Source organism: Aquiflexum gelatinilyticum, from assembly GCF_024741135.1.
GTDB lineage: Bacteria > Bacteroidota > Bacteroidia > Cytophagales > Cyclobacteriaceae > Cognataquiflexum > Cognataquiflexum gelatinilyticum.
The window spans coordinates 114,881-137,170 of the sequence record NZ_JANSUY010000003.1 but is presented as its reverse complement, the minus strand read 5'-3'; the positions used below and the strand labels follow the sequence as shown (position 1 = coordinate 137,170).

The 22,290-nt window shown below is 38.8% G+C and carries 17 protein-coding genes and 1 riboswitch; of the genes, 5 read left to right on the top strand and 12 right to left on the bottom strand.

What is annotated here, in order from left to right; all coding sequences use genetic code 11:
- Positions 1 to 51: 51 nt before the first annotated feature.
- Both NU887_RS06610 and NU887_RS06605 read right to left on the bottom strand, forming a co-directional pair.
- Positions 52 to 705: a Crp/Fnr family transcriptional regulator gene (locus NU887_RS06610; RefSeq protein WP_258422583.1), complete on the bottom strand. Its 654-nt coding sequence runs from the start codon at positions 703 to 705 to the stop codon at positions 52 to 54.
- A gap of 114 nt (positions 706 to 819) precedes the next feature.
- The gene (locus tag NU887_RS06605; protein WP_258422582.1) at positions 820 to 1,584 is read right to left on the bottom strand and encodes an SDR family NAD(P)-dependent oxidoreductase; all 765 of its coding nucleotides are present in this window, start codon (positions 1,582 to 1,584) and stop codon (positions 820 to 822) included.
- A 146-nt stretch (positions 1,585 to 1,730) separates the two neighbouring features.
- Between NU887_RS06605 and NU887_RS06600 the strand changes: the two genes are divergently transcribed.
- Positions 1,731 to 2,558 carry a universal stress protein gene (locus NU887_RS06600; RefSeq protein WP_258422581.1) on the top strand — a complete coding sequence of 276 codons (828 nt, stop codon included), beginning with the start codon at positions 1,731 to 1,733 and terminating at the stop codon, positions 2,556 to 2,558.
- Between the two features lie 70 nt (positions 2,559 to 2,628).
- Here NU887_RS06600 and NU887_RS06595 read toward each other — a convergent pair whose 3' ends face one another.
- The gene (locus NU887_RS06595) at positions 2,629 to 4,281 is read right to left on the bottom strand and encodes a Na/Pi cotransporter family protein (protein WP_258422580.1); all 1,653 of its coding nucleotides are present in this window, start codon (positions 4,279 to 4,281) and stop codon (positions 2,629 to 2,631) included.
- A 52-nt stretch (positions 4,282 to 4,333) separates the two neighbouring features.
- A complete protein-coding gene (locus NU887_RS06590; protein ID WP_258422579.1) occupies positions 4,334 to 4,891 on the bottom strand; it encodes a PepSY-associated TM helix domain-containing protein in 558 nt (185 codons plus the stop codon).
- Between the two features lie 331 nt (positions 4,892 to 5,222).
- Here NU887_RS06590 and NU887_RS06585 point away from each other — a divergent pair, with 331 nt between their 5' ends.
- Entirely contained in the window at positions 5,223 to 6,275 is a 1,053-nt protein-coding gene (locus NU887_RS06585; protein ID WP_258422578.1) for an acyloxyacyl hydrolase, read from the top strand.
- 47 nt (positions 6,276 to 6,322) lie between these two features.
- On the opposite strand, the gene NU887_RS06580 is transcribed toward NU887_RS06585, so the two are convergent.
- The 4 genes from NU887_RS06580 to NU887_RS06565 are packed head-to-tail and all read right to left on the bottom strand — an operon-like array spanning position 6,323 to position 11,894.
- Positions 6,323 to 7,171 carry a hydroxymethylglutaryl-CoA lyase gene (locus tag NU887_RS06580; RefSeq protein ID WP_258422577.1) on the bottom strand — a complete coding sequence of 283 codons (849 nt, stop codon included), beginning with the start codon at positions 7,169 to 7,171 and terminating at the stop codon, positions 6,323 to 6,325.
- 22 nt (positions 7,172 to 7,193) lie between these two features.
- Positions 7,194 to 8,147 carry a methylenetetrahydrofolate reductase [NAD(P)H] gene (gene metF / locus NU887_RS06575; protein WP_258422576.1) on the bottom strand — a complete coding sequence of 318 codons (954 nt, stop codon included), beginning with the start codon at positions 8,145 to 8,147 and terminating at the stop codon, positions 7,194 to 7,196.
- 5 nt (positions 8,148 to 8,152) lie between these two features.
- Positions 8,153 to 10,858, bottom strand: a complete 2,706-nt coding sequence (gene metH / locus NU887_RS06570; RefSeq protein WP_258422575.1) for a methionine synthase — start codon at positions 10,856 to 10,858, stop codon at positions 8,153 to 8,155.
- Complete coding sequence (locus tag NU887_RS06565) at positions 10,851 to 11,894, bottom strand: homocysteine S-methyltransferase family protein (RefSeq protein ID WP_258422574.1); 1,044 nt, start codon at positions 11,892 to 11,894, stop codon at positions 10,851 to 10,853. Before NU887_RS06565 ends, metH begins: the two co-directional genes overlap by 8 nt.
- A gap of 58 nt (positions 11,895 to 11,952) precedes the next feature.
- A riboswitch (SAM riboswitch) is annotated at positions 11,953 to 12,053 on the bottom strand.
- Positions 12,054 to 12,191: 138 nt separating this feature from the next.
- Between NU887_RS06565 and NU887_RS06560 the strand changes: the two genes are divergently transcribed.
- On the top strand, positions 12,192 to 12,782 hold the full coding sequence (locus NU887_RS06560) for a RidA family protein (RefSeq protein WP_258422573.1): 591 nt from the start codon (positions 12,192 to 12,194) through the stop codon (positions 12,780 to 12,782).
- Here the strand turns inward: NU887_RS06560 and NU887_RS06555 are convergent.
- From NU887_RS06555 to NU887_RS06540, 4 genes are all read right to left on the bottom strand, one after another.
- Positions 12,779 to 14,086, bottom strand: a complete 1,308-nt coding sequence (locus NU887_RS06555; protein ID WP_258422572.1) for a hypothetical protein — start codon at positions 14,084 to 14,086, stop codon at positions 12,779 to 12,781. The genes NU887_RS06560 and NU887_RS06555 overlap by 4 nt on opposite strands.
- Before the next feature lie 62 nt (positions 14,087 to 14,148).
- Entirely contained in the window at positions 14,149 to 18,462 is a 4,314-nt protein-coding gene (locus NU887_RS06550; RefSeq protein ID WP_258422571.1) for a PAS domain S-box protein, read from the bottom strand.
- 593 nt (positions 18,463 to 19,055) lie between these two features.
- Positions 19,056 to 19,238 carry a hypothetical protein gene (locus NU887_RS06545; RefSeq protein ID WP_258422570.1) on the bottom strand — a complete coding sequence of 61 codons (183 nt, stop codon included), beginning with the start codon at positions 19,236 to 19,238 and terminating at the stop codon, positions 19,056 to 19,058.
- A 251-nt stretch (positions 19,239 to 19,489) separates the two neighbouring features.
- On the bottom strand, positions 19,490 to 19,855 hold the full coding sequence (locus tag NU887_RS06540) for a hypothetical protein (RefSeq protein ID WP_258422569.1): 366 nt from the start codon (positions 19,853 to 19,855) through the stop codon (positions 19,490 to 19,492).
- 304 nt (positions 19,856 to 20,159) lie between these two features.
- Between NU887_RS06540 and fmt the strand changes: the two genes are divergently transcribed.
- Both fmt and NU887_RS06530 read left to right on the top strand, forming a co-directional pair.
- Positions 20,160 to 21,086 carry a methionyl-tRNA formyltransferase gene (fmt, locus tag NU887_RS06535; protein WP_258422568.1) on the top strand — a complete coding sequence of 309 codons (927 nt, stop codon included), beginning with the start codon at positions 20,160 to 20,162 and terminating at the stop codon, positions 21,084 to 21,086.
- 152 nt (positions 21,087 to 21,238) lie between these two features.
- Positions 21,239 to 22,168 (top strand): DUF4412 domain-containing protein, encoded by a 930-nt coding sequence (locus NU887_RS06530; protein WP_258422567.1) that lies wholly within the window; start codon positions 21,239 to 21,241, stop codon positions 22,166 to 22,168.
- Positions 22,169 to 22,290: the final 122 nt, after the last annotated feature.

Sequence of the window (22,290 nt, the reverse complement as noted above, 5' to 3'; positions counted from 1 at the left end):
AGAAAAACAAAAGCGCTTTCGGGGGTTATTTTTTCTATTTTATTGATGATTTTAGCTGATCAATTCTTCGAAATCATCCCTGACATAGATGATGTTTCTACCGAGTTCTATCCATTTTTTCTTCTCCAACTGCTTCAGTAATCTTGATATCACCTCCCTGGAGGTTCCTAATTCATTTGCAATTTCCTGATGGGTGGTATGCAATTCATTGGATTTGTGTTGTTTCATTTTGGTAAGGATATACCGCATTAGGCGTTCATCCATTCTTTTGAATGCCACTGCATCTAATGCGACCAACATTTCATGAAATCTTGACTGATACGTCATAGCCACAAAATCTTTCCACTGTTTAAAATGGTCAGACCACTCCTCATGTTTTTCTACAGGCACAGCCAATATCACTGTGCGTTCCTCAGTGACTGCCTTGATCTCGCTTGGCCGTGAAGAGGTACAGCAAGTCAAAGAAAGTGCACAGGTTTCGCCGGGTTCTAAATAATAAAGAAAAAGTTCCTTCCCGTCTTCATCCATCCTCATGATTTTGATAGAACCTTCCAAGACAATCGGAACCATTTTCACAAATTGTCCCGGTTCAGTAATTACTTTTCCGGGTTGAAACACCAACTCTTTACCATTTTCCAAAAGTGCCTTCAAAAGCGCAGGGTCAGTTATGTTGGGTAATTTTTGTTTTAAATCTTCTAATTCCATAGTCAAAGTTTGGTCAAAAATATCCTTGTCACAGGAGCAATTTAGTGACAACTATCACAAAAAAAAAGGCTGAAAATCCTTCCAGCCTTTTTTAACCTTTTTAACCCTATGAAATTAAATGACGAATCCACCATCTACGATATGCATGGATCCGGTAATATACTTGCTTTTATCTGAGGCAAGGAAAGTAACCATGGAAGCGATGTCTTCATTGGTTGCATATCTTCCCAAAGGAATCTGACTTTCAAAGCCTTTTTTGACTTGGTCCCCAGCTCCAGGAGCAAATCCTTCCTCCAAAGACCGCATCATTCTGTTGTCAACAGGACCAGGATGGACCGAATTGACTCTGATGTTATGGGGAGCGCCTTCCAAAGCGGCTACCCTCATGCTACCGATCACAGCATGCTTGCTGGTGGTATATGCCATCATCTGGGCAGTTCCTGTAAGTCCCGCAACGGATGAAGTGATGATAATTGAGCCACCGGATTTTTGCATATGTGGAAAAGCATATTTCAAACCCAGCCAAACACCTTTGACATTGATATCAAGAACTTTATCAAAAATATCTTCAGGATAATCTGTCAATGGTTTTACTATCCCTTCATACCCTGCATTCAAAAAAACCACATCTAATTTACCAAACAGTTCAACGGCTTTGTCGGTATAAGCTTTTACATCATTGGACTTACTGATATCAGCCACATAAGTTTTCACTCCGGCATGGTTTAACTCTTTTTTTGCCTCCTCCAATGCTTTTGGATTTATGTCTACCAAGAGTACATCCGTGCCTCCCTCATCAAGAAACATCCGTGCAGTGGCCTTACCGATGCCCCCTGCTCCTCCGGTAATTATGATGGATTTATTATGCAATGGTTTCATGGTCTTTTGATATTGATTTATCAAATCTATCTCATAGACAATTACTTAAACAGGAAAATAATCAGATATTCACATGATTTTGATCATAGAATTTTTTCGGTTAATTCTAGACCTTTATGAAATCAGCAACCAAAAATCCGATAACCATGAAAAGAATAATCGTCCCCATCGACTTTTCCTCCTATTCAGATTTTGCTTTATTGAGTGCTTTGAAAATCGCACAAAAAGCCAACAGCAGCATTACCTGCGTGAATGTGGTCAGTTCATTGTTAGACTGGAATAGCTTATCAAATGAACAAAAAGCAAAGAACATCGAAATACTGGATCTGGAAGCAGAAGCAAAAGATAAGTTGAAAGCGTTTGTTTTAGAACATAAACTGCATACAGTACCTGTCGAAACAATAGTAGAAATAGGAGTACCCCAGCATGTCATATTGGAAGTGGCCCAAAAACACAAAGCTGACCTGATCGTAATAGGCGCTTATGGCGCAGGGTATCAGGAAGGTAAGTTTATAGGATCAACCATCCAACATGTACTCCGAAATGCGGATTGTCCTGTAATGGCGGTCAAAAAAATACTTAGCGGAAATGACTTAAGGAAAATGGTTTTTGCTTCCATGTTCAATGAAGATTCAAGGCCTGCCTTTACTAAAATGAAAGCAGTATTGAAAGATTTTCATACCTCTGTCCATTTCTTGTTTGTCAATACACCTTCCCATTTTGTCAATTCAGATATCGCAGAATCAAGAATGGATGCTTACGCCAAAGGATTTGAAGATTTGGTGATCCATAAACATGTCTACTGCCATACAGAACCCGAAAATGGGATAGTTGAATTTGCAAAGACCAGAAAAATAGGTTTTATAGGTATTGCCTCAGGAAATAGAAAAGGCATGTCAACTTACCAGGTGGGAGTGACTGATACAGTCCTATACAAATCTGATATAGCGGTGTTAAGCATCAAAATCGAATAGCCAAAACCACCAGCTTGATGTAAGGTTACAGGCCTTTGAAACGATGTTTCAAGGGCCTGCTTGTTTTTTATCAGGGCATCACATCGATAACTTCCTTCTTTTGGTGTTTCCAATGAATCACAGCACTTCCCAAGTTGTCCATACTGGAAATTACCTGTTTGAGGACATTGGTCAAGGTAGAGATAGGAAACTCAAGGTTGTTTGATTTCATATCTTCATATAGTTCAGAAATCCATATTTTATATTGCTTCGCATTTTCATTGATCCATGAAGGTTCCTTTTCCGGTACTGTTTCCAAATTTTTATAATCATCCATTTTTTCCAGAAAAGACATGATATAGGACTTGATCTTGCCATGCAGTTCCACTACAAGACGATCCTCTTCATCTTCCATGTCTCTGATGTTGTGCATGACATCCTTGATGTCTTTAGCGGCGAAAACCATAGTCCGGAGAGACAACATCAAGGAAGTCAGCTTTTGTGCTTCTTTTTCACTCAAAAACTCTTCTTGAAGAAGAATGTGGTATTTGGTAATCTCGTCTTCAAGACTTTTTATCCTACTGTATTCATTGAGCAAATCTATAGGCTGATATAGAATTTTCCTCCAAATCGAAATGTTCTCATTATTTGTTTCACCGTTATGCAATAAATTGACAATGAAGTTTGTGGTAGCCTCATAGGCCAATAGAATTTCTTTTTCCAAAGCTTCCAATGCCACTGAGGGAAGTTTGGTACTTACGTTTTTGATGTATTTAGAAATGCCCTGTGGTTCATCTTTTTTAAACAGCTTTTTAAGAAATCTCTCCAATGGAGCAATAAAAGGATAGAACAACAGGATTCCGATTGCATTGAGTAAAGTATTGAATAACACCAATTCCATCAAAGGGTCTTCAACTGAAAATACGGTCATTAAAAATTGAAGCACCCAATCCAATAAAAGAAAAATCAAAATCCCCGTAACCACATTGAACAAAAAATGGGCAAATGCAAGACGTTTTTTGTCTGCTGTTCCTCCTAAGGATCCGATTCCAAGGGTCACTGTTGTACCGATATTAGCCCCGATGACCATCGCAGCGCCTTCCGTCAATCCGATCAAACCTGCATCCATTGTACTCAAGACAATAACAATGGCAGCCGAACTTGATTGCATCACAGCGGTAATGAACAATCCGACAATCAGGAAAAGCCAAGTGCCGTAGCCTTGGAGACTTTCCAGATCCATGCTGCCGGCAACTTCTTCTATGGATGTTTTCATAAAATCAAGTCCTAAAAACAGCAATCCGAAACCTATGGAAATGCCTCCAAAGTTTTTAAGAAAAGGCCTGTCTTTGAAAAATAAAAAAAGGAAACTACCAAATCCGAGAAATGGAAGTGAAAAAGCTTCCACACTTAACTTGAATCCCAAAGTAGCTACAATCCAAGCTGTGGCGGTAGTCCCGAGATTTGCTCCCAAGACAACCCCAAGGGCATTTTTGAGATTTAACACACCTGCACCCAAAAATGCCAATACCATTAGTGTGACAAGTGAACTGCTCTGCAGAATAGCAGTCACCAAAGTCCCGGTCAAAATACCCTTCCAGGCAGATCCGGTAAACCTATGCATCAAATGCTTGAGAGAATTACCGCCGATTTCCTTGATCGCATTTTCAAGTTGAAAAATCCCCCATAGGAAAATCCCTATCCCTGCAAAAAATTTCCAAAAGTCAAAGTCAACATGATCCATAACCTTTCAACCTAAACCAAATATAGAAAGCAATGGTGACAATTAGAATGATTTAGGAGGCCTTCCGGTTTTTTAATTTCTTTATCAACCTAGGCAAATACCATAAAAAAAAACCCGTAAAACAAAGCAAAAGCAAGACAACTGAAGTCAAGGTACTGTAGGTGATTTTGGAAATTTCGGAATCGGAAACCATCAAAAAATCTAAAATGCTTCCGTCATGGATTTTTTCAACAAGATCAGAGTTTCTTTGGCTTACTGAAAGTATCTCTCCCGAGTAGCCATCTACCTGAATTTCGGTAAAATGCCTTTTAAAGACAATCTTTGCAATTCCCTTTTCAGGTCTGACATCTATCCTGTCGATCAAATCACTTTTTTTAAGACTGTCCCTAACAAATGTTTGCCCGATCTCCATCATTCTCTCCAAGGGAATCCAATTCGAAGGATTCTCGACTTTCGTAGTTTGGGTTTTGGGGATGAGACCCAATTCTTTTTTCCAAGCCAAAAGAATAGCCGTAATGCCAATGACCACAAGGAAAAACACAAAGACTATACTAATCCATTTGTGTATTCGCCTGTAGATACGGGTTTGATGGGCTTTTTTAGAAATCATAAGAAATAATCAATAACGATCGGCGAAAATAATTAAAATCGAGGCAGATGTATTTTATTTTTTTCAGGCGGTTTCTTGAAGGAAAGGCGAAACACAGTTTCCTGAAAATTATTGGAATTTGAATACCAGCGAGACCTCAAAATTCTGCGATTATTCTTCCGATATTGTTTATTTCAAAACATTAAGAGGACTCATTTTGGAGAAAATTCACCTTGAAAATCCTTTTGGTTAATATTTAATCAGAAAAGTTTATCAGTGAAAAGAATAAAAAAACATATTTAAGGCCTATACCTCTTTGTTTCATTTTCGTAGAAATCAAAAAAAGAAAATATTGAAAAAGGCAGTCTTTATTTTTCTTATTCTCAGTTTTTTGACTGTAAATGCAGAAGCGCAGGTCAACTCTCACAAGATCGGGCTGGAAAGTCAATATGGATGGATAATTGCCCATAATCCTGAACTCCAGGATCTGGCTTCCAGCCGACCCATTTCCCTGAACATATCTTCCCAATGGATGAGAACAACCCGCAAAAACTGGGAAGCCTGCAATTGTTTCCATTATTTGGGGCTAAACCTATTGGTCGTAGATTTTCAAAATCCCAAAGAGTTGGGGCAGGCATGGAACCTTTCAGGGAGTTTTGAACCATACCTTTTCAGAACTGACAGGTGGTCGGCCAGTCTTTCTACAGGAATGGGGGTAAGCTACCTTACCCGGATTTATGACCCTTTCGAAAATCCAAGGAATACCTTCTTTAGTGCTCCGATCAGTTTTTTACTTTTTATTGCGCCAAAACTTTCCTTTGAACTTAGCCATCAATGGGAATTGCAAGCCTCATTTTCATACAACCACATTTCCAATGGGGGACAAAGTCAGCCCAATCGGGGGATGAACTATCCAATGCTGGGATTGGGAGTTGTTCATTACACCCGAAAAGCCGATTTACCAAGCTATGAAAAAAGCCCTCTCCCGAACAATTGGTCTATTTATGCAGACTTAGGATTCAACACACGAGACTCGGACAATGGAAACCGTCAACCAAACTTTACCCTTGCCGGAGGTACTTACCGTAAATTTACCGGAATAATTGGCTTGGGAGGAGGAATTGAGATTGCTAAGGACTTTTCACTGCCAATCCAGGAAAGTCGAATAGAGGCTGTGATTCCAGGAATCTTTTTGGAGAATCATTTCCTATTTGGAAAATTTGATTTCAGTCAGCGTATGGTCAAGTACATGTCCAAACCAATGGGGTATCAAGAGGATAGGGCGTTTTACCAGCGGTATACATTGAATTACATGACGGGAAAAAATATCCGAATTGGAGCCGGACTTAAGGCCCATGGGCATGTCGCTGAGTTTATGGATTTTAGAATAGGTTGGGTTTTTTAAAAAACTTTTACTTTTGAATACAAGAAAAAGGCCTATAATCTCCCAATTCAATGAAACACTACCTTGGCAAGTTTCATCGCTTCCGCAAATTCCATCCTTTTGAGGTCCAGTTCAAACCCTTCCTGTTCCAAAATCCGGATCAAGGATTCTGTGGCCACATTACCTACAAGGTCATCATTGGCCATGGGACATCCTCCAAATCCCAATACCGCACTGTCAAACCGTAAACATCCTGCTTTCAATGCCGCTGTAATTTTGGATGAAAGCTGTTCGGGATGGGTATGTAAATGCAATCCAAACTCAATTTTAGGATAGGAATGAGAACTGATCTCATACAGTTCTGAGATCAGTGTCGAATCCGCAGTACCGACGGTATCGGCAAAAGAGATGATTTTGATACCCATTTGATCCAAATTTCTGACAAATTCTGCTACCAGATCAGGGGAGTATGCATCGCCATAAGGATTTCCGAACCCCATACTAAGATAGGTGACCAAGGTTTTGCCTTTGGTCTCACAGAGGTTTTGGATTTCTTCTACCTCCTCCAAAGCTTCAGCAATAGACTTGTTGGTATTGCGCTGTTGGAAAGTCTCTGAAAGGGAAAGGGGAAAACCCAGGTAATCGATTTCTTCAAAATGGGAAGCGTCTTCCGCTCCCCTGACATTTGCAACGATGGCAAGAAGCTTGGATTTGGTTCCAAAAAGGTCAAGCTGCTCCAAAACATCAGCTGTATCCCTCATTTGAGGAATGGCTTTGGGGCTGACAAAGCTTCCAAAGTCAATGGTATCAAACCCCACTTGTAGCAGTTGGTTGATATAAGCAGCTTTAATAGAAGTATCTATGAACTCCGCCCGGCCCTGCATGGCATCACGGGGACATTCTACCAATTTGATCATGCCACGAATGTAGCAAAATCCCTCAAAAGACCTCTTTTGCTATTTTATAAGTGGCGTCAGCTTTACTCATGGTGTAATAATGCAATACATCTACCCCATTGGCGACCAACTCCTTACTTTGCTGAATGGCCCATGCAATTCCCACTTCTTTGACATCAGCATTGGTTTTGCATTTTTCGAGTTCATCCATCAAAGCATCCGGCATATCCAGGAAAAAAGTCCTCGGGAGCATGCTGATCTGACCAAGCGTTGTGATTGGTTTCAATCCTGGAATAATTGGCACCTTTATACCCAAAGCCCGGACGTTTTTCACAAAATCAAAATATTTTTGGTTGTCAAAAAACATTTGGGTAACGATATATTCGGCACCGGCATCTATTTTTTCCTTCAGATGCTTCAAGTCAAATTTCATATTGGGAGCCTCAAAGTGCTTTTCAGGATACCCTCCTACCCCTACACAAAAATCAGTATGGAAACCGGTTTCTGTTTCCTCATGCAAATACCTGCCGTGGTTCATTCCTACGATCTGCTTCACCAAATCCTTTGTAAATTCATGTCCATTGGGCTCAGGCCTGAATGTTCCCTCATTTTTTGGGGCATCACCCCTCAGAGCCAACACATTCTGAACACCAATAAAATTGAGGTCAATGAGTGCATTTTCTGTCTCTTCTTTGGTAAACCCTCCACAAAGCAAATGGGGCACGGCATCTACTTTGAATCTATTCATCAAAGCTGCACAAATCCCCACTGTACCAGGACGCTTTTTGGTACTTACTTTTTCCAAAAGCCCGTTGGGATGCTTTTTATAAATAAATTCTTCCCTATGGTAGGTCACATCCACAAAAGGTGGCTTGAATTCCATCAATGGCTCTATCCCAATGCAAAGTTCATTCAAACTCTGTCCCTTCAAAGGGGGTAATATTTCAAAAGAAAACAGGGTTTTTTTCGCCTGTTCTATATGTTCAGTGATTTTCATGTATTTTATTCTTGAACTTGTAACAATGGTGAGTAAGCTAAGTTTGGTGATAACCATCTTTCTGCCTGCGCCTTACTGACCCCTTTTCGTTTGGCATAATCTAAAACTTGGTCCTCCCCTATTTTGCCCAGACCAAAATATTTGCTTTCAGGATGACCAAAGTAAAAACCACTTACTGAGGATGTGGGATACATCGCATAACTGTCGGTCAGGGTAATCCCGATACTTTTCTCGACCTGCATCAAATCAAAAAGTGTCTTTTTCTCAGAATGTTCAGGACAAGCCGGATATCCCGGTGCCGGTCGGATTCCTTGATATTCTTCCTTGATCAATGCTTCATTTTCCAATATTTCTGATTTGGCATAGCCCCAAAGCTCTTTTCGGACCTTTTCATGCAGATATTCAGCACCTGCTTCTGCAAGCCGGTCTGCCAAGGCCTTGAGCATGATGTCATGGTAATCATCGTGGTTTTTTTGAAATTCCTCCAGTTTGGATTCTATTCCCCAACCGGCAGTCACCGCAAATCCGCCCATATAATCTGTTTTTGAAGGATGGATATAATCCACCAAGGATCTGTTGGGAACACCTTTCCCCTTTTTGCCCTGCTGACGGAGGAAATGGAAGTTGAAGCCGGTCTCAACTCCTTTGGAAAGGACAGCTACATCTTCCCCATTTCTTTTGACAGGAAACAAATTCACTATTGCTTTGGCCTGCAGCCATTTTTCAGCAATCACCTGATCGAGCATCTTGTTGGCTTCATCAAACAGTTTTTTCGCCTCATTTCCCACTACCTCATCATCAAAGATTTTGGGATACCTTCCTGTCAGCATCCAAGTGCTGAAAAACGGCGTCCAATCAATATATTTTCTCAAAACCGCCAAGTCAAGATCTTGGAAGATCGTTTCTCCCAATTTGGCGGGAACCACAGGCACGTATTGACTCCAATCGATATAGACGGGATTAGCTTTGGCTTCTTCGTATGTGGCGAGTTGCTTGACCTGTTGCTTGGCCTCATGCTCGGCCCGCACCTGACTGTATGTTTCCTTGATCTGCTTGTGATAAGTTGCCTTGGTCTCCTCGTTGATGGATTCCCCTGCTATCGGAACCGACTTGGAAGCGTCAGTCACATGGATGACAGTCCCGCTGTAGACCGGATCAATTTTTACTGCGGTGTGGATTCTTGAAGTCGTAGCTCCACCGATTAGCAGTGGTATCTGCATTCCCTGACGCTCCATTTCGGAAGCGACGTAGACCATTTCGTCAAGGGAAGGTGTAATCAGACCGCTCAATCCGATAATATCCACTTTGTTTTTGATGGCTTCATCGATTATTTTTTGGGCGTCTACCATCACGCCAAGGTCGATGATCTGATAACTGTTGCAAGCCAAAACCACCCCTACAATGTTTTTTCCGATATCGTGGACGTCCCCTTTGACAGTAGCCAAGAGGATTTTTTTGATGCTGCTTTGCTCGGCATTGTAATCCAAATCCCCGATTTTGGGCATAAATGGCTCCAAATAAGCAACGGCTTTTTTCATCACCCTCGCAGATTTCACTACTTGGGGAAGGAACATTTTACCTTCACCAAATAAATCTCCAACCACATTCATCCCGTCCATCAGAGGCCCTTCGATGACTTTGAGTGGGTTTTGGTATTTCAACCTAGCCTCTTCCGTATCTTCAATGACAAAGTCAATAATGCCTTTGACCAAAGCATGCTCAATTCTTTTTTCTACCGGAAATTCCCTCCAGGCTTCGTTGACAATTTCTTTCTTTCCGGAAGCTTTTACAGTTTCTGCAAAAGCAAGCAATTGCTCGGTAGCATCTTCAGACCTATCAAAAAGGACATCTTCGACTCTTTGAAGCAAATCTTTTGGAATATCGTCATAGATCTCAAGCATGGTTGGATTCACAATTCCCATATCCATCCCGTGACGAATGGCGTGGTAGAGGAAAGCGGCGTGCATGGCTTCCCTCACAGGATCATTGCCTCTGAAAGAAAAACTCACATTGCTTACACCGCCACTGACTTTGGCTCCCGGAAGATTTTGTTTGATCCATTGGGTAGCATGAAAAAAGTCAAGGGCGTTTTTCCGATGCTCGTCCATTCCGGTTGCAACAGGAAAGATATTCGGATCAAAAATGATGTCCTGAGGGTTGAATCTGACTAAATTGACCAGAATATCATAACTCCTTTTGCAAATATCTATCCGGCGCTGATAAGTATCGGCCTGACCTTTTTCATCAAAAGCCATGACCACCACCGCCGCACCAAATTTTTTGATGGTCTTTGCCTGATTGATAAATTCGGTTTCGCCATTCTTTAAACTGATCGAATTGACAATTCCTTTTCCTTGAATGCATTTGAGTCCGGCAAGGATTATTTCCCAACGTGAACTGTCGATCATGATCGGAATCCTGCTGATTTCCGGTTCGGAAGCAATGAGGTTAAGAAACTTTTTCATAGCCACCACACCGTCAAGCATGCCTTCATCCATGCAGACGTCCAATACCTGTGCGCCGCCTCTGACTTGATCCAATGCAATTCCAAGCGCTTCATCGTATTGGCCATTGAGAATCAGTCTGGCAAATTTCTTTGACCCGGTGATATTTGTTCTTTCACCGACATTGACAAAATTGATTTCAGGAGTGAAAACCAACGGTTCCAGACCTGACAATTTCATGGCATTATATTTTTGAATTTTACTCATTTTCTGCTGTGACAATTTCAACCTTACGTGGGGCGTATTTTTCAGCCGCTTTGGCTATGGCAGCAATATGTTCGGGTGTCGTTCCGCAACAACCTCCCAAAATATTGACGTACCCTTCTTTCAAAAACTCCTCGATCTGCCCTGCCATTTCATTTGCTCCCTGATCGTATTGGCCAAATTCATTTGGCAAGCCGGCATTGGGATAGGCCGAAACCAGAAATGGTGCATTGTCTGCCATTACTTTGAGGTATGGTCTGAGCTCTTTGGCTCCAAGTGCACAATTCAATCCTACACTGAAAAGCGGTACATGGGAAACTGAAATCAGAAATGCTTCCGTCGTCTGTCCTGAAAGTGTCCTGCCTGAAGCATCAGTGATGGTTCCTGAGATCATGATGGGAATGCCACCTTCTTCAGGATTCAATGGGATACTTCTTTCCTCAAATACTTCCTGAATAGCAAAAAGTGCCGCTTTTGCATTGAGCGTATCAAAAATCGTCTCTACCAAAAGGATGTCAGATCCACCATCAAGCAATCCCCTAACCTGTTCTTTGTAAGCTTCAGACAATTGGTCAAACGTGATTGCCCGGTATCCGGGATCATTGACATCTGGAGAAAGGGATGCTGTTTTATTGGTCGGCCCAAGGGCACCTGCCACGAAACGTGGTTTGTCAGGATTTTTTGCGGTGAATTCATCAGCCACTTCGCGGGCAATTTTTGCGGATTGGAAATTGATCTCATAGGCCAAGTGCTGCAAAGCATAATCCTCCTGTGCAATGGATGTTCCACTAAAAGTATTGGTTTCAATGATATCGGCCCCAACTTCAAGGTAGGCTGCATGAATGGATTTGATGACATCCGGTCTCGAAAGTGAGAGCAGGTCATTGTTACCCTTCAATGGTTTGGGGTGATTTGCAAGTTCTGGTGTTCTAAAATCCTCCTCATTCAGCTTAAAACGCTGAATCATCGTGCCCATGGCACCATCAAGGATGAGAATTTTTTTCTTGGCTAAGGAGAGTAATAACGCGGTTCTGTTCATGTATGATAAATTTCAAAAACTTATACGAGCAAGAACCGGAAAAAAGAATTCATTCTTCCGCTCATCTTCTTCCGGCTTTTCCGGAATAGGAATTAGCACCTTGTAAGTCAGGTTGCCAAGACGTCATAGGGCCTTTCCCTCAGTCTTTCTCGATAAGCAATCCAAATTTAAATCCAATAATTGAATTTTGCTGTTTTTTATAGAGATTCTTTAATGAAATAGGTATATATTTCTCATATCTGCTAAATCAAACACTTCCTTTAAAAGGAAATTTAACCGACAACAAACAAACTCCTTATGGACTTAAAAGCCCAAACCTTCAGATGGCTATCTTTCGCTTTATCAACCCTGATATTGCTGATTACATTTTCCTGTAGTTCCACAGAAAATCAAAATCAACAATTACCCAAAAATCAGGAGGTCTGGGATGCAGAGCAAAAACTCAAAGATTTGGGAATTGTTCTTCCTGAGGCAAGTGCTCCTGTAGCCAATTATGTCAATGCGGTTAGAAGCGGTAACCTTCTTTTTCTTTCCGGAAAAGGTCCTGGACTTCCTGACGGAACATTTATAACAGGAAAGGTGGGGCAAGACCTTACGATTGAAGAGGGAAAAGAAGCAGCGAGGATGGTTGCAATCAACCAATTGGCAGTCCTAAAAGCTGAATTGGGAGATTTGAATAAAGTCAAAAGAGTGGTTAAGGTTTTGGGCATGGTCAATTGTGGACCTGATTTTACCCAACAGCCTCAGGTCATCAATGGCTTCTCTGACTTGATGGTAGAGGTCTTTGGCGAAAAAGGAAAACATGCAAGGTCTGCTGTTGGTATGAATGCACTGCCAATGGATATATCTGTGGAAGTAGAACTGATCGTAGAGATTGACGACAATTAATGTTTGATACCAACGCTTACCTGAAAATAAGGATTTGAAATGTAATCAGACATTGGCAAATCGAGTAGTTTGTAATTGGCCAAAGGGATTTCATAGCCACCATTGATTCCAAACATGATTTTGGAGGAGTGGTTTGGTGACAATGGGATCCCGTAAGCTACAAAAACCTCAGGCTTGGCCATCAAGCCACCTTTTCTCAAAAACGCATCATGAATGGGCTCTTCAAATAATCTTGGAAAATCAGGTTTTTCATTACTGATGAGACTATATCGGATATTTCCATATCCTAATCCGCCTGTTCCGCCAAGTTCAAGATTTCTTCTTTCAAAGAATTTCAGTCCCACGTTTCCATAAACTCTTAAACTGTTTAAAGTATGGCTTTTTGATTCATCTGCTTCTCCCGAAAGCCCAAGATTATAAAAATCGATTCCATAAAGGAAACCTTTACTTTCTCCTAATACTTTTAGACCGATATTATTTGGTCTTCCCTTAAATGGCGTAAGACCTTTTTCTTGAAGAATAGCATTGAAGCGATCTGGTTTGGTAAAATGGAATCCATAGAGCAAATGGGCTCCAATGGCAGCATCTTTGTAGAAAAAATTGTGATCCGGTATAGTCAATCCTGCCCCCAATCTCAGAAATGCCCCACTTTGTGCACTATTAAACCTGATTCCATTTAATTTCCAAGAATCCTCAAAAGGGCTAAAAGAATATCCAAACCTCGCCAAGAGCTCAATAGCTTCACCTCTGCCCGGAATGGGAAAATCATAACTCATTTGAAACCCAATTTCGGTCAGAAATCCGGTCATATTCAAAGTCCCTTTGTGAAGGTTTCCGTCTCTCAGAATAAAGCCATGCTCAGGATTTTCGAAAAACTCTCCTAGATTTTCAGCCGGGTTTTCTTTTAACATCTGAAAATTGAGAAATCCTGTTCCAACTGACATGTAATGGATCAATTGAAAATTACCTTCTTCTGTAAAGGCAAAACCTACGTTTACATAAAACCTAGTGGTATGGTAATCAATTTGGTATCCGTCAAAGATTGATTTAGGACCGCTGTTTTGAAAAAGTTCTAATCCAATAATGAAGTCATTGAATCTCGTCAAATACCCAAAGCTAAGGTTGGAGTAGCTGTTTCTCATCGGAGAAAGCCCCTTACCCGATAGCATCTGATTGAACTCCCTCAGGTTTGCCCCCGTTTTGCCGTATGTCATGTACATGGTAGTCCTATTGGATTTTGGGGACTGTGAAAAAGCAGTGAATCCAAAAGAACATGAAAGAAACAGTACCAAGAAAAGTCTCATACCAATTTGTTTGCCTTCAAAATTATAATGAAAGTGGCTATTGCGAACTCCTTTTTTCAAATTTATGGCTTAAGGTATTTGAGTATTTTGGTATAAAGGTTATCAGGGTTAAACGGTTTGCTTATATAATCATTCATTCCCACTTTATCCAATTGGTCTTTTACTTCAATCAACGAAGAAGCTGTCAAGGCAATTATAGGAACATTCTTCTTTTTTGCCTCATCCAAGTTTCTGATGTATTCAGCAACAAAAAAACCATCCTTCTCGGGCATCTGAAGGTCAAGCAAGATCAAATTAAAATCCTGATCCATAAATGCCTTGATTGCCTCATTTCCATCATTTGCCATGACAACATTTTTAACCCCCCATTTATGGAGAAATTTTTTGATCATGATCTGGTTTACAAGGTTATCTTCAGCGACAAGGATACTTGCTTCTTCCAGAAATTTTAATCCTTCTGAATGGTCACTTTGGGAGAAAACAGCCTTGGTTTGTGGCTTTTCAAATACGGCAGTAAATGTAAATCTTGTTCCCCCTTCTTCTCTTTGGTAAGCTTTGATCTCAGCCCCGAACAACTGCACCAATCTTTTGACAATCGCCAATCCAAGACCTGTCCCACCATATTTTCGGGTCGTTGCAGCACTTGCTTGGGTAAATGCCTCAAATACCAAGTCAAGTTTTTCCTTGGGAATTCCTATGCCTGAATCCTCAAAATCAAATCTGATGGCAATAGACTTTTCATTTTCTTTCTCGTTGGTCAACTTGATCTTGATAAATCCTTTTTCGGTGAATTTTATGGCATTGGAAACCAGGTTGTTTACAATCTGCCCCAATCTCACTGGATCACCCATTAGATTTTGAGGCAATTTGGGATCCGCTTCAAAAATGACCTGAAGTGACTTTTCCCTAGCTTGATAAGAATAGGAATGAAGGATTCGGTTGAAAACATTGCTGAGTTCAAAATTGACTTTTTCAAGCTCAACTTTTCCTGAGTCAATTTTGCTATAATCCAGGATATCATTAATCAATCCGAGGAGATTCTCGGCCGAAAATTGAAGGGTTTTTAAATTCTCCAATTGGTCCGGTCTAGGTTCATCTTCTATCAACAGGTGAGCCATCCCAATTACCGCATTCATGGGAGTCCTGATTTCATGACTCATGATGGAAAGAAATTGAGACTTTATAGTTGAGGCTTGTTCGGCTTTTTCTTTTGCATGGAAAAGTTCCTTTTGGGCTTCTTTGAGACTGGTAATATCCCTTGCAATCCCTGTGTAATACATTTTTTTTCCTTCGTCATCAATTACCAACTTCCCATTGGAACTGAAAACCCTATAATCCCCTTCCAGGTGCCGTAATCGAAATTCGAGATACTGGTTTTTTTCAAAAAAGTCAGGTTCAGATCCACTCTTTTCAGCAAATATTAAAATATCCTCAGGATGCAAAAATTCTGTCAAATTCCTACTCATGACTTCCTCGGAAGGATATCCAAGAAACTGCTTCACATTGGGAGAAATATAGATAAGCGTCATGTCAAGATCTAATGAGAAAATGATTTCGGTAGATTCCTCTACCAGTTTTCTATACTTTTCTTCATTTTTTCTCAGATTTTCTTTTGCCTGATGTTCCTCGTTGATATCTCTCAAAATCCCAAGTGCATACTCAATCTCTCCCCCGTACATAATAGGACGGACAGTAATTTCATATACCCTGCGACGGAACACAAGGTGCTTTTGGATTATCTCATTTTTGAGCAATGCTCTGGTAACTATAGGTTGAATTTCGTTAAGGTTACCGGTATGGACTTCTGCTAAGGTCTTTCCTTCAAAGTCTGAGGCCATCATTCCCCAATCAGCAAAATTTGTCCCCTGTGCTGCAATATATCTCAAGTCACGGTCTATCAGAAAGATACTTGTACCAGGTATATTTGAAGCTAATACACGGTATCTTTCTTGGCTTCTTAGAATTTCTTCTCTGTTGTTTTTTCTTTCGGTGATGTCCTGAAGAATTCCCTCATGCACAAAAATCCTTCCCTCCGAATCATACACTTCTCGTGTCCGGTCCTCGACCCATCTATAGGATCCGTCTCCTTTTCTTATTCTGTATTCTCCTGAAAAAGCTGGGATACCGTTTTCACTTTCTTTAGAATAATGATAATCCAAAAGCCTAACCACATCATCCGGATGAATCAAATCAAGTATGCTTGTTTTGGAATTGACAAGTTTGGAAGAGTTATAACCAAACTGCCTGATATTGTCAGTGATATAAAGAATCCTGAAATTCTCATTTGGATCTACTGTAAACAAAACCGCAGGACTGTTTTCGACAATCATCTGCGCCTTTCTGGCGATTGCTTCTTGCCTCACCTGAAGGGATAAATTTCTGATCACAAATGAAAACCCTATTTTTTCGAGGTCATCATTCAAAAACTGTTGCACAGAAACTTCATAAGGATCAACCACTCCTGTCCTCAACCTGAGTTGCATTTGTTTGGTAATGCCTTCATTGGATTTCAGGCTTACCAATAACTTTTCAAGTGTGTTGGAATCTTCGAATATAAATTCAAATAGGTCGGTGATTTTCCCTTGGAAATTCTCTGCTTCGGAAATTTTACATTCTTTGAGACCAGCCTTATTGATGTAGATTATTTTTAGGGAAGAATCAGTCACCACAATCGGGTCATCAACTTGGGTGAGGATCTGTGATTGAAGTTTCAGGTAATTTTCAGCATCTTTTTTATGTGTTATATCAGAGCAATATCCAAAAACTTCTACATCCTTACTGCCTTGGATTTCTCTCACCTGTATGGTGAAGTTTATAAATTTTTCTTTCCCTTCTCCTGTATAAATACTAAACTCTCCATAAGTAGTACTTTTGGTCATGACAGCTTGGTTCAATCTTTCCACAAACCCTTTTCTGTCAGATTTTTTGATTCTTTTTAAAAAACCCAAAAAATTAGAAGAATACATATTTTCCTCTAATTCAAAAATCCTCTTTAAACCTGAGGAAAAGAAAATCTTTTTTTTGGTATTGCTAAATCTCCAGGAACCTGATTTGGCTAGAATTTCTGTAGAAGCCAACAGCTTTTCATTCCGTTCAAGTCTTTTCTTTATGGCCCTATTGATAAAACTTCCTGCATAAATATCTCCAAGCTGCCTGAGAACATATTCATCTTTTTCATGCCAAGCTCTTTTTTCATGGACTGCATCTAACCCAAAGAACCCTATCAGTTTGTTTTCAGAAAATATTGGGATCAATACAAAGGATTTGATTCCCTGCTGTTGGTAAATGTCTCTTTCTACCCCAAATTCGTCAGGCATTAGATCAACATCAGGGACAACAAGAACCTCACCTTTTCGCAAGGAATCTATCGTCAGGTTATCTTCAGTAATCGGAAGGTTTTTAAGGTATTGAATCTGGGGCTCTATCCCATCGGCTGTCCATTCATAGACATTTTCGATTTCCTGCAGGTCATCATGAACGAGAAATATATATGCCCTATCGGCTTTTTCAAATTCTCCCAACATCCTTAAAGAAAGGTTGAAAACCTGGTCGACTTGATTATATCCTGCATTGACAAATTTTGCAGAAATTCTGTTGATCAAATTCTCAAGTTCATACCTTTTCTGAAGAGACTTTTTTGCTTTCCAATAGGCAGTAATATCACGGGCACTAAAAAGTAATCCATTAATATTGGGGTCATCAAGTAGGTTCCTGCAGTAACTTTCAATATATACTTTCTTACCATCAGGAATATTTACCCAAAAGTTTATATTTATTTCAGACTTTGATTTAAAAACCTGATCAATATCCCCCTCATCAATTTTTATAATTCCTTCATTTACAAAATCTTTATATGATTTTCCGATGATCTTTGAGGTATCGATTCCCAATTTATCAATAACTGCAGCACTCAAAAATTTATACTTTCCATCTTTATCCAATATCACAACCATATCATGGCTATGCCTTAGGACGCTTGCCACAAAATTTAAATCAAGGACACCAAGACTATTCTCTTTATCAAAGAATTCATCATTTTCCTGAATCGATTTGGCACCAAGTGCAACACAATACCTTTGCCCGGACGCATCAAAGATGCTTTTAAATTCCCAATTAATCTTTGGAGAAAGGCCATCTGATAAAAGCAGAGTGGAACAAAATTTACTTTCAGGCAGCTTACCTGTTTCAAGAAATATAACAAGCTCTTGACGGATTTTATCAGAATTGAATAATTCCTTCCAATCAGTGAAATTTCCTTTGACATTCTTGATAAAATAATCATTGAAAAAAATGTCGTTTTTGTTGGAAAAAACAACAACCGGATCTTTTAATTGATCAAAAAAACCTAAAATATCTAATTTATTTCTTACACTCATGTATTGCGGAATGACTTTCAATGAAATTTAAAATCTCAGCTCCTGTTTGGGAAATCAGCATGGAAATATACCTAATTACAAAGCCTAAGTTTAATCATTTAAAAAATAAAATCAATAATAAGTTTCAAATTAAAAAGTACTTAAAATCCGGATTTAAGAAATTAAACTATGTTTTTAAATTTATCTGATTGGATTTTCTATACCGTCTCTTTACAGTTATTTCCTAATCAATATCAATTCCAAAACTTTATTATTTTCCATTATTTATAATTCATTGCAGTTAAATAAAATTTGGTCAAAGAAGATTGATCTATAAAAACTTAATTTCAGAGCAATACAATTAAAACTTTAAACTATAAAATCAATCCAAAAAAAGTCTTAATTAGATTTTTTACATCTTAAAGTATAATTTTTCTAATTTTCATCCTAGAAAAATACCCAGTATTGGTTATTTTTTATAGGCTTTTAATTGCATAAGTTTGATAAGTTTTTAGAGTCTCTCTGAAAAGTGTTTAAGTTCAATTAAGGGTTTACCCCAAAATAAAAATCCCCGATGTTATCGGGGATTTTTTTATTGTAAATTAATTTTTTAATTAATTCACTGCGGTGGTATCAGCTGCAGCTGCAGTAGTATCTACTGGTGCTTCTTCTACAACTTTAGGAGCTACTTCTTCAACCGGAGTTTCAACAACTTCTACCTCTTCAGTTGTTTTGTTGCCACAAGAAGCCATAAATGCAGTAGCAGCGATCATCATTGCAAAGATTGTCTTTTTCATAGTGTTTGTTTGTTTAATGTCCAAAAGGACGGTTTGTTTGATTTTTGTTTTTTTTGGTAATGTTTTATTTTAAATTGTGCGTTAAGAAAATCCTTTAAAATCAGGCTTGTATTGTGTTCCTTACAAAGGAACACACACTTTGAACCTTTACAGAGAATAGGTTTACAAAACTGATTTTGGAAATTTTGGGGATTTTTAAGATTGATTTCTTACAAGAAATCAACAGCAAGAATTAGATTAATTGTGTTCTTTCAGGGTGCGTGAGTATTTAGAGAGAACTTAAGTAATCTTGAAACAGGTAAAAAAATATAAAGGGTTTCTGCCTCTAAATCATGAGAGACCAAAGGCAATTCAAATACTAAATGTGGAATTGAAATCAGGGAATGAATAACTTCAATTTTACCAAGCTTTGTAATTTTATTCCCTGAAGGAATTTGTAAGGTATTTGGAAGTTCAATAAATTTAAAATCTGCTTCAGAAACAAATTCACCCGTATAAACTATTTCTGCTCTTTTTACAAAACTGTCAAAAACAGCCAATAAAGTAAAAAATATAGCCATGGAACCGACGAAAAGTCTAATTCCTTTTGAAAGACCAAATTTTAAACCTTGATTCATGTTGCAAAATTATATAATTTTTTATTAATCCTAATTATATTTTTCGATAAGAATAATAATTACTTCATTTATTGATGATTCTTTAAGATTTTACCAAAATATTTAACAATTAGAAAATATTAAAAATTTTACAAATTAATGAATATACATTGTTTTAATTATTTTTCATGAAATAATAGTGATACTTTTTGTTGTTTTACAACACATTATTTTGACCAAAAAAAGGAAATTTTATTTTTTATTATTTTTCTTCATATTGTTCCATAAATAATTTCCGACCTTCACAACAGTACATTGATGAAAAATGGATAAAAGTTTAAGAATAATTTTTATGGGAACCCCGGAATTTGCGGTTCCGTCTTTTGAAATCCTAATTGAAAACGGTTGGAACGTTGTAGCGTCCATTACTGCACCTGACAAACCACAAGGTCGCGGACAAAAACTGATCCCTTCCCCTGTGAAAGAAGCCGCTTTAAAATTTGGTATTCCTATCCTTCAACCAACCAACCTTAAATCTCCTGAATTCATTGAACAGCTAAGGGATTTAAAAGCAGATTTACAAATTGTAGTAGCATTCAGGATGTTGCCTGAGATAGTTTGGAGTATGCCACCCCTAGGTACTTTTAATCTCCATGCTTCATTGCTTCCAAATTATAGGGGGGCCGCACCAATCAACTGGGCAATAATCAATGGTGAGAAAGAAACAGGCATAACCACTTTTTTTTTAAAGCATGAAATCGATACAGGCAGCATAATATTTCAAGAAAAAGAATCTATAAGTCCAGCAGACAATATTGGCACTTTGTACGAAAAGCTTAAGCTCAAGGGTGCCCAATTGGTCTTGAGAACTGTAGAAGCTATTGCAGGTAAAAAAATCAAGACTACGATCCAAGATGAATCGCTTGCAATACACCATGCACCTAAAATTTTCAAAGAGACCTGCGAAATAAAGTGGAATAAACCGGCCAAAGAGATACACAATCTGATCAGGGGACTTTCTCCTTATCCTGCTGCATGGACTCAATTGGACGGTAAAATTTGTAAGATTTTCAAAAGTGAAATTTCAGAAAATAACCTGACCGGACTCCAACCGGGAGAATTTCAGACCGATAACAAAAAGGAGTTGGTGTTTCAAACAGGCCTTGGTTCACTGAAAATTTTGGAACTTCAGTTGGAAGGGAAAAAAAAGTTAGAAATTTCTGAATTTTTAAGAGGGTACAAACTTACTTGATACTTGAGTAAGCAAAAGGAATTTTGAAATGCTCTATTTATTGGACCTGTTTTTTCTTGTCTTTCTAAGTCAAATAGAATAATTTACATTCCAATATTTTATAGGATTTCTTGAATAATCAAAACCACATCTTACAATAAAAATTTATTCAAATGAAAAGGACATTCCAATTCTTCTACACTCTTGCTTTTTTATTGACTTCGTTTTCTACAAATGCCCAATTTATAAATAAGATAAAAAATGCCGCTGAACGTGGCGTTAGCAGGGCAATTGAAAAGAAGGTGGAAAGTGAAATGGAAAAAATGGCGAGAAGAAAGCTCGACAAAATGTTCAAAGATGTTTATGGGACTGATGACCCAAGTACCATTCCAACTGTTGACTTTGAAAAAATGATATCATCAGTTTATAATGATATCGAGGTGGATGAATCCTACGAATTTGAAGGCTTTTCGGTATTGGAAATTACAGGAATAGATGAAAAAGGAAAACAAAACGACCCTATCAATTTGACCTCTTACTATTCAGAAAATCCAAAAATAACAGGAATGAAATTTACAGATCCTGAAAAAAAAGAAGATGGAACCTATGTTCTTATCTACGACTTCAACAGGAATGCCGGAATTACTCTGCTTGAAAATGAAGGCGAAAAAATGAGGATGACTTTTGCTTATGACTATGCAGCTATGAGTGAAACAGAAATTTCCGAAGATGCTGAAATCCAAGATAAATCAGAAGATGTCTCCTTCAAAAAAACCGGAAATTCCAAAACCATCCTAGGCAAGGAATGTGAAGAATACCTTATCGAAACAGATGAAAACATCACCCACTATTGGGTTACAAAAACCCCTATTACCGGAAATACCCCTTTTTGGAGCCAAAACAATCCGTTTCTGACGGCGAGAATGAAAGACCAAAACCCTGACCTTTTCAATAATCTACCTACCGGAAATATGATGGAAGCCCATGTTGTGAGCAAAGTAGATAAAAGCAAAATAGACATGGTTACCATCGAATTACAGGAAAACAGCAAAGAGACTTTTGTCATGGCGGATTATCCAAGCATCACAAAATCCATGAAATGAATCTGATTTCAATTTTTTTGTGATGGGAAACAAGGCTTTTTTTCTTCCATAAGCCTGAATTGAAAATCCTATTCTTTTTACTTTGGATTTCTTGATTAAATAATCCTTGGTAACTTAGCCCA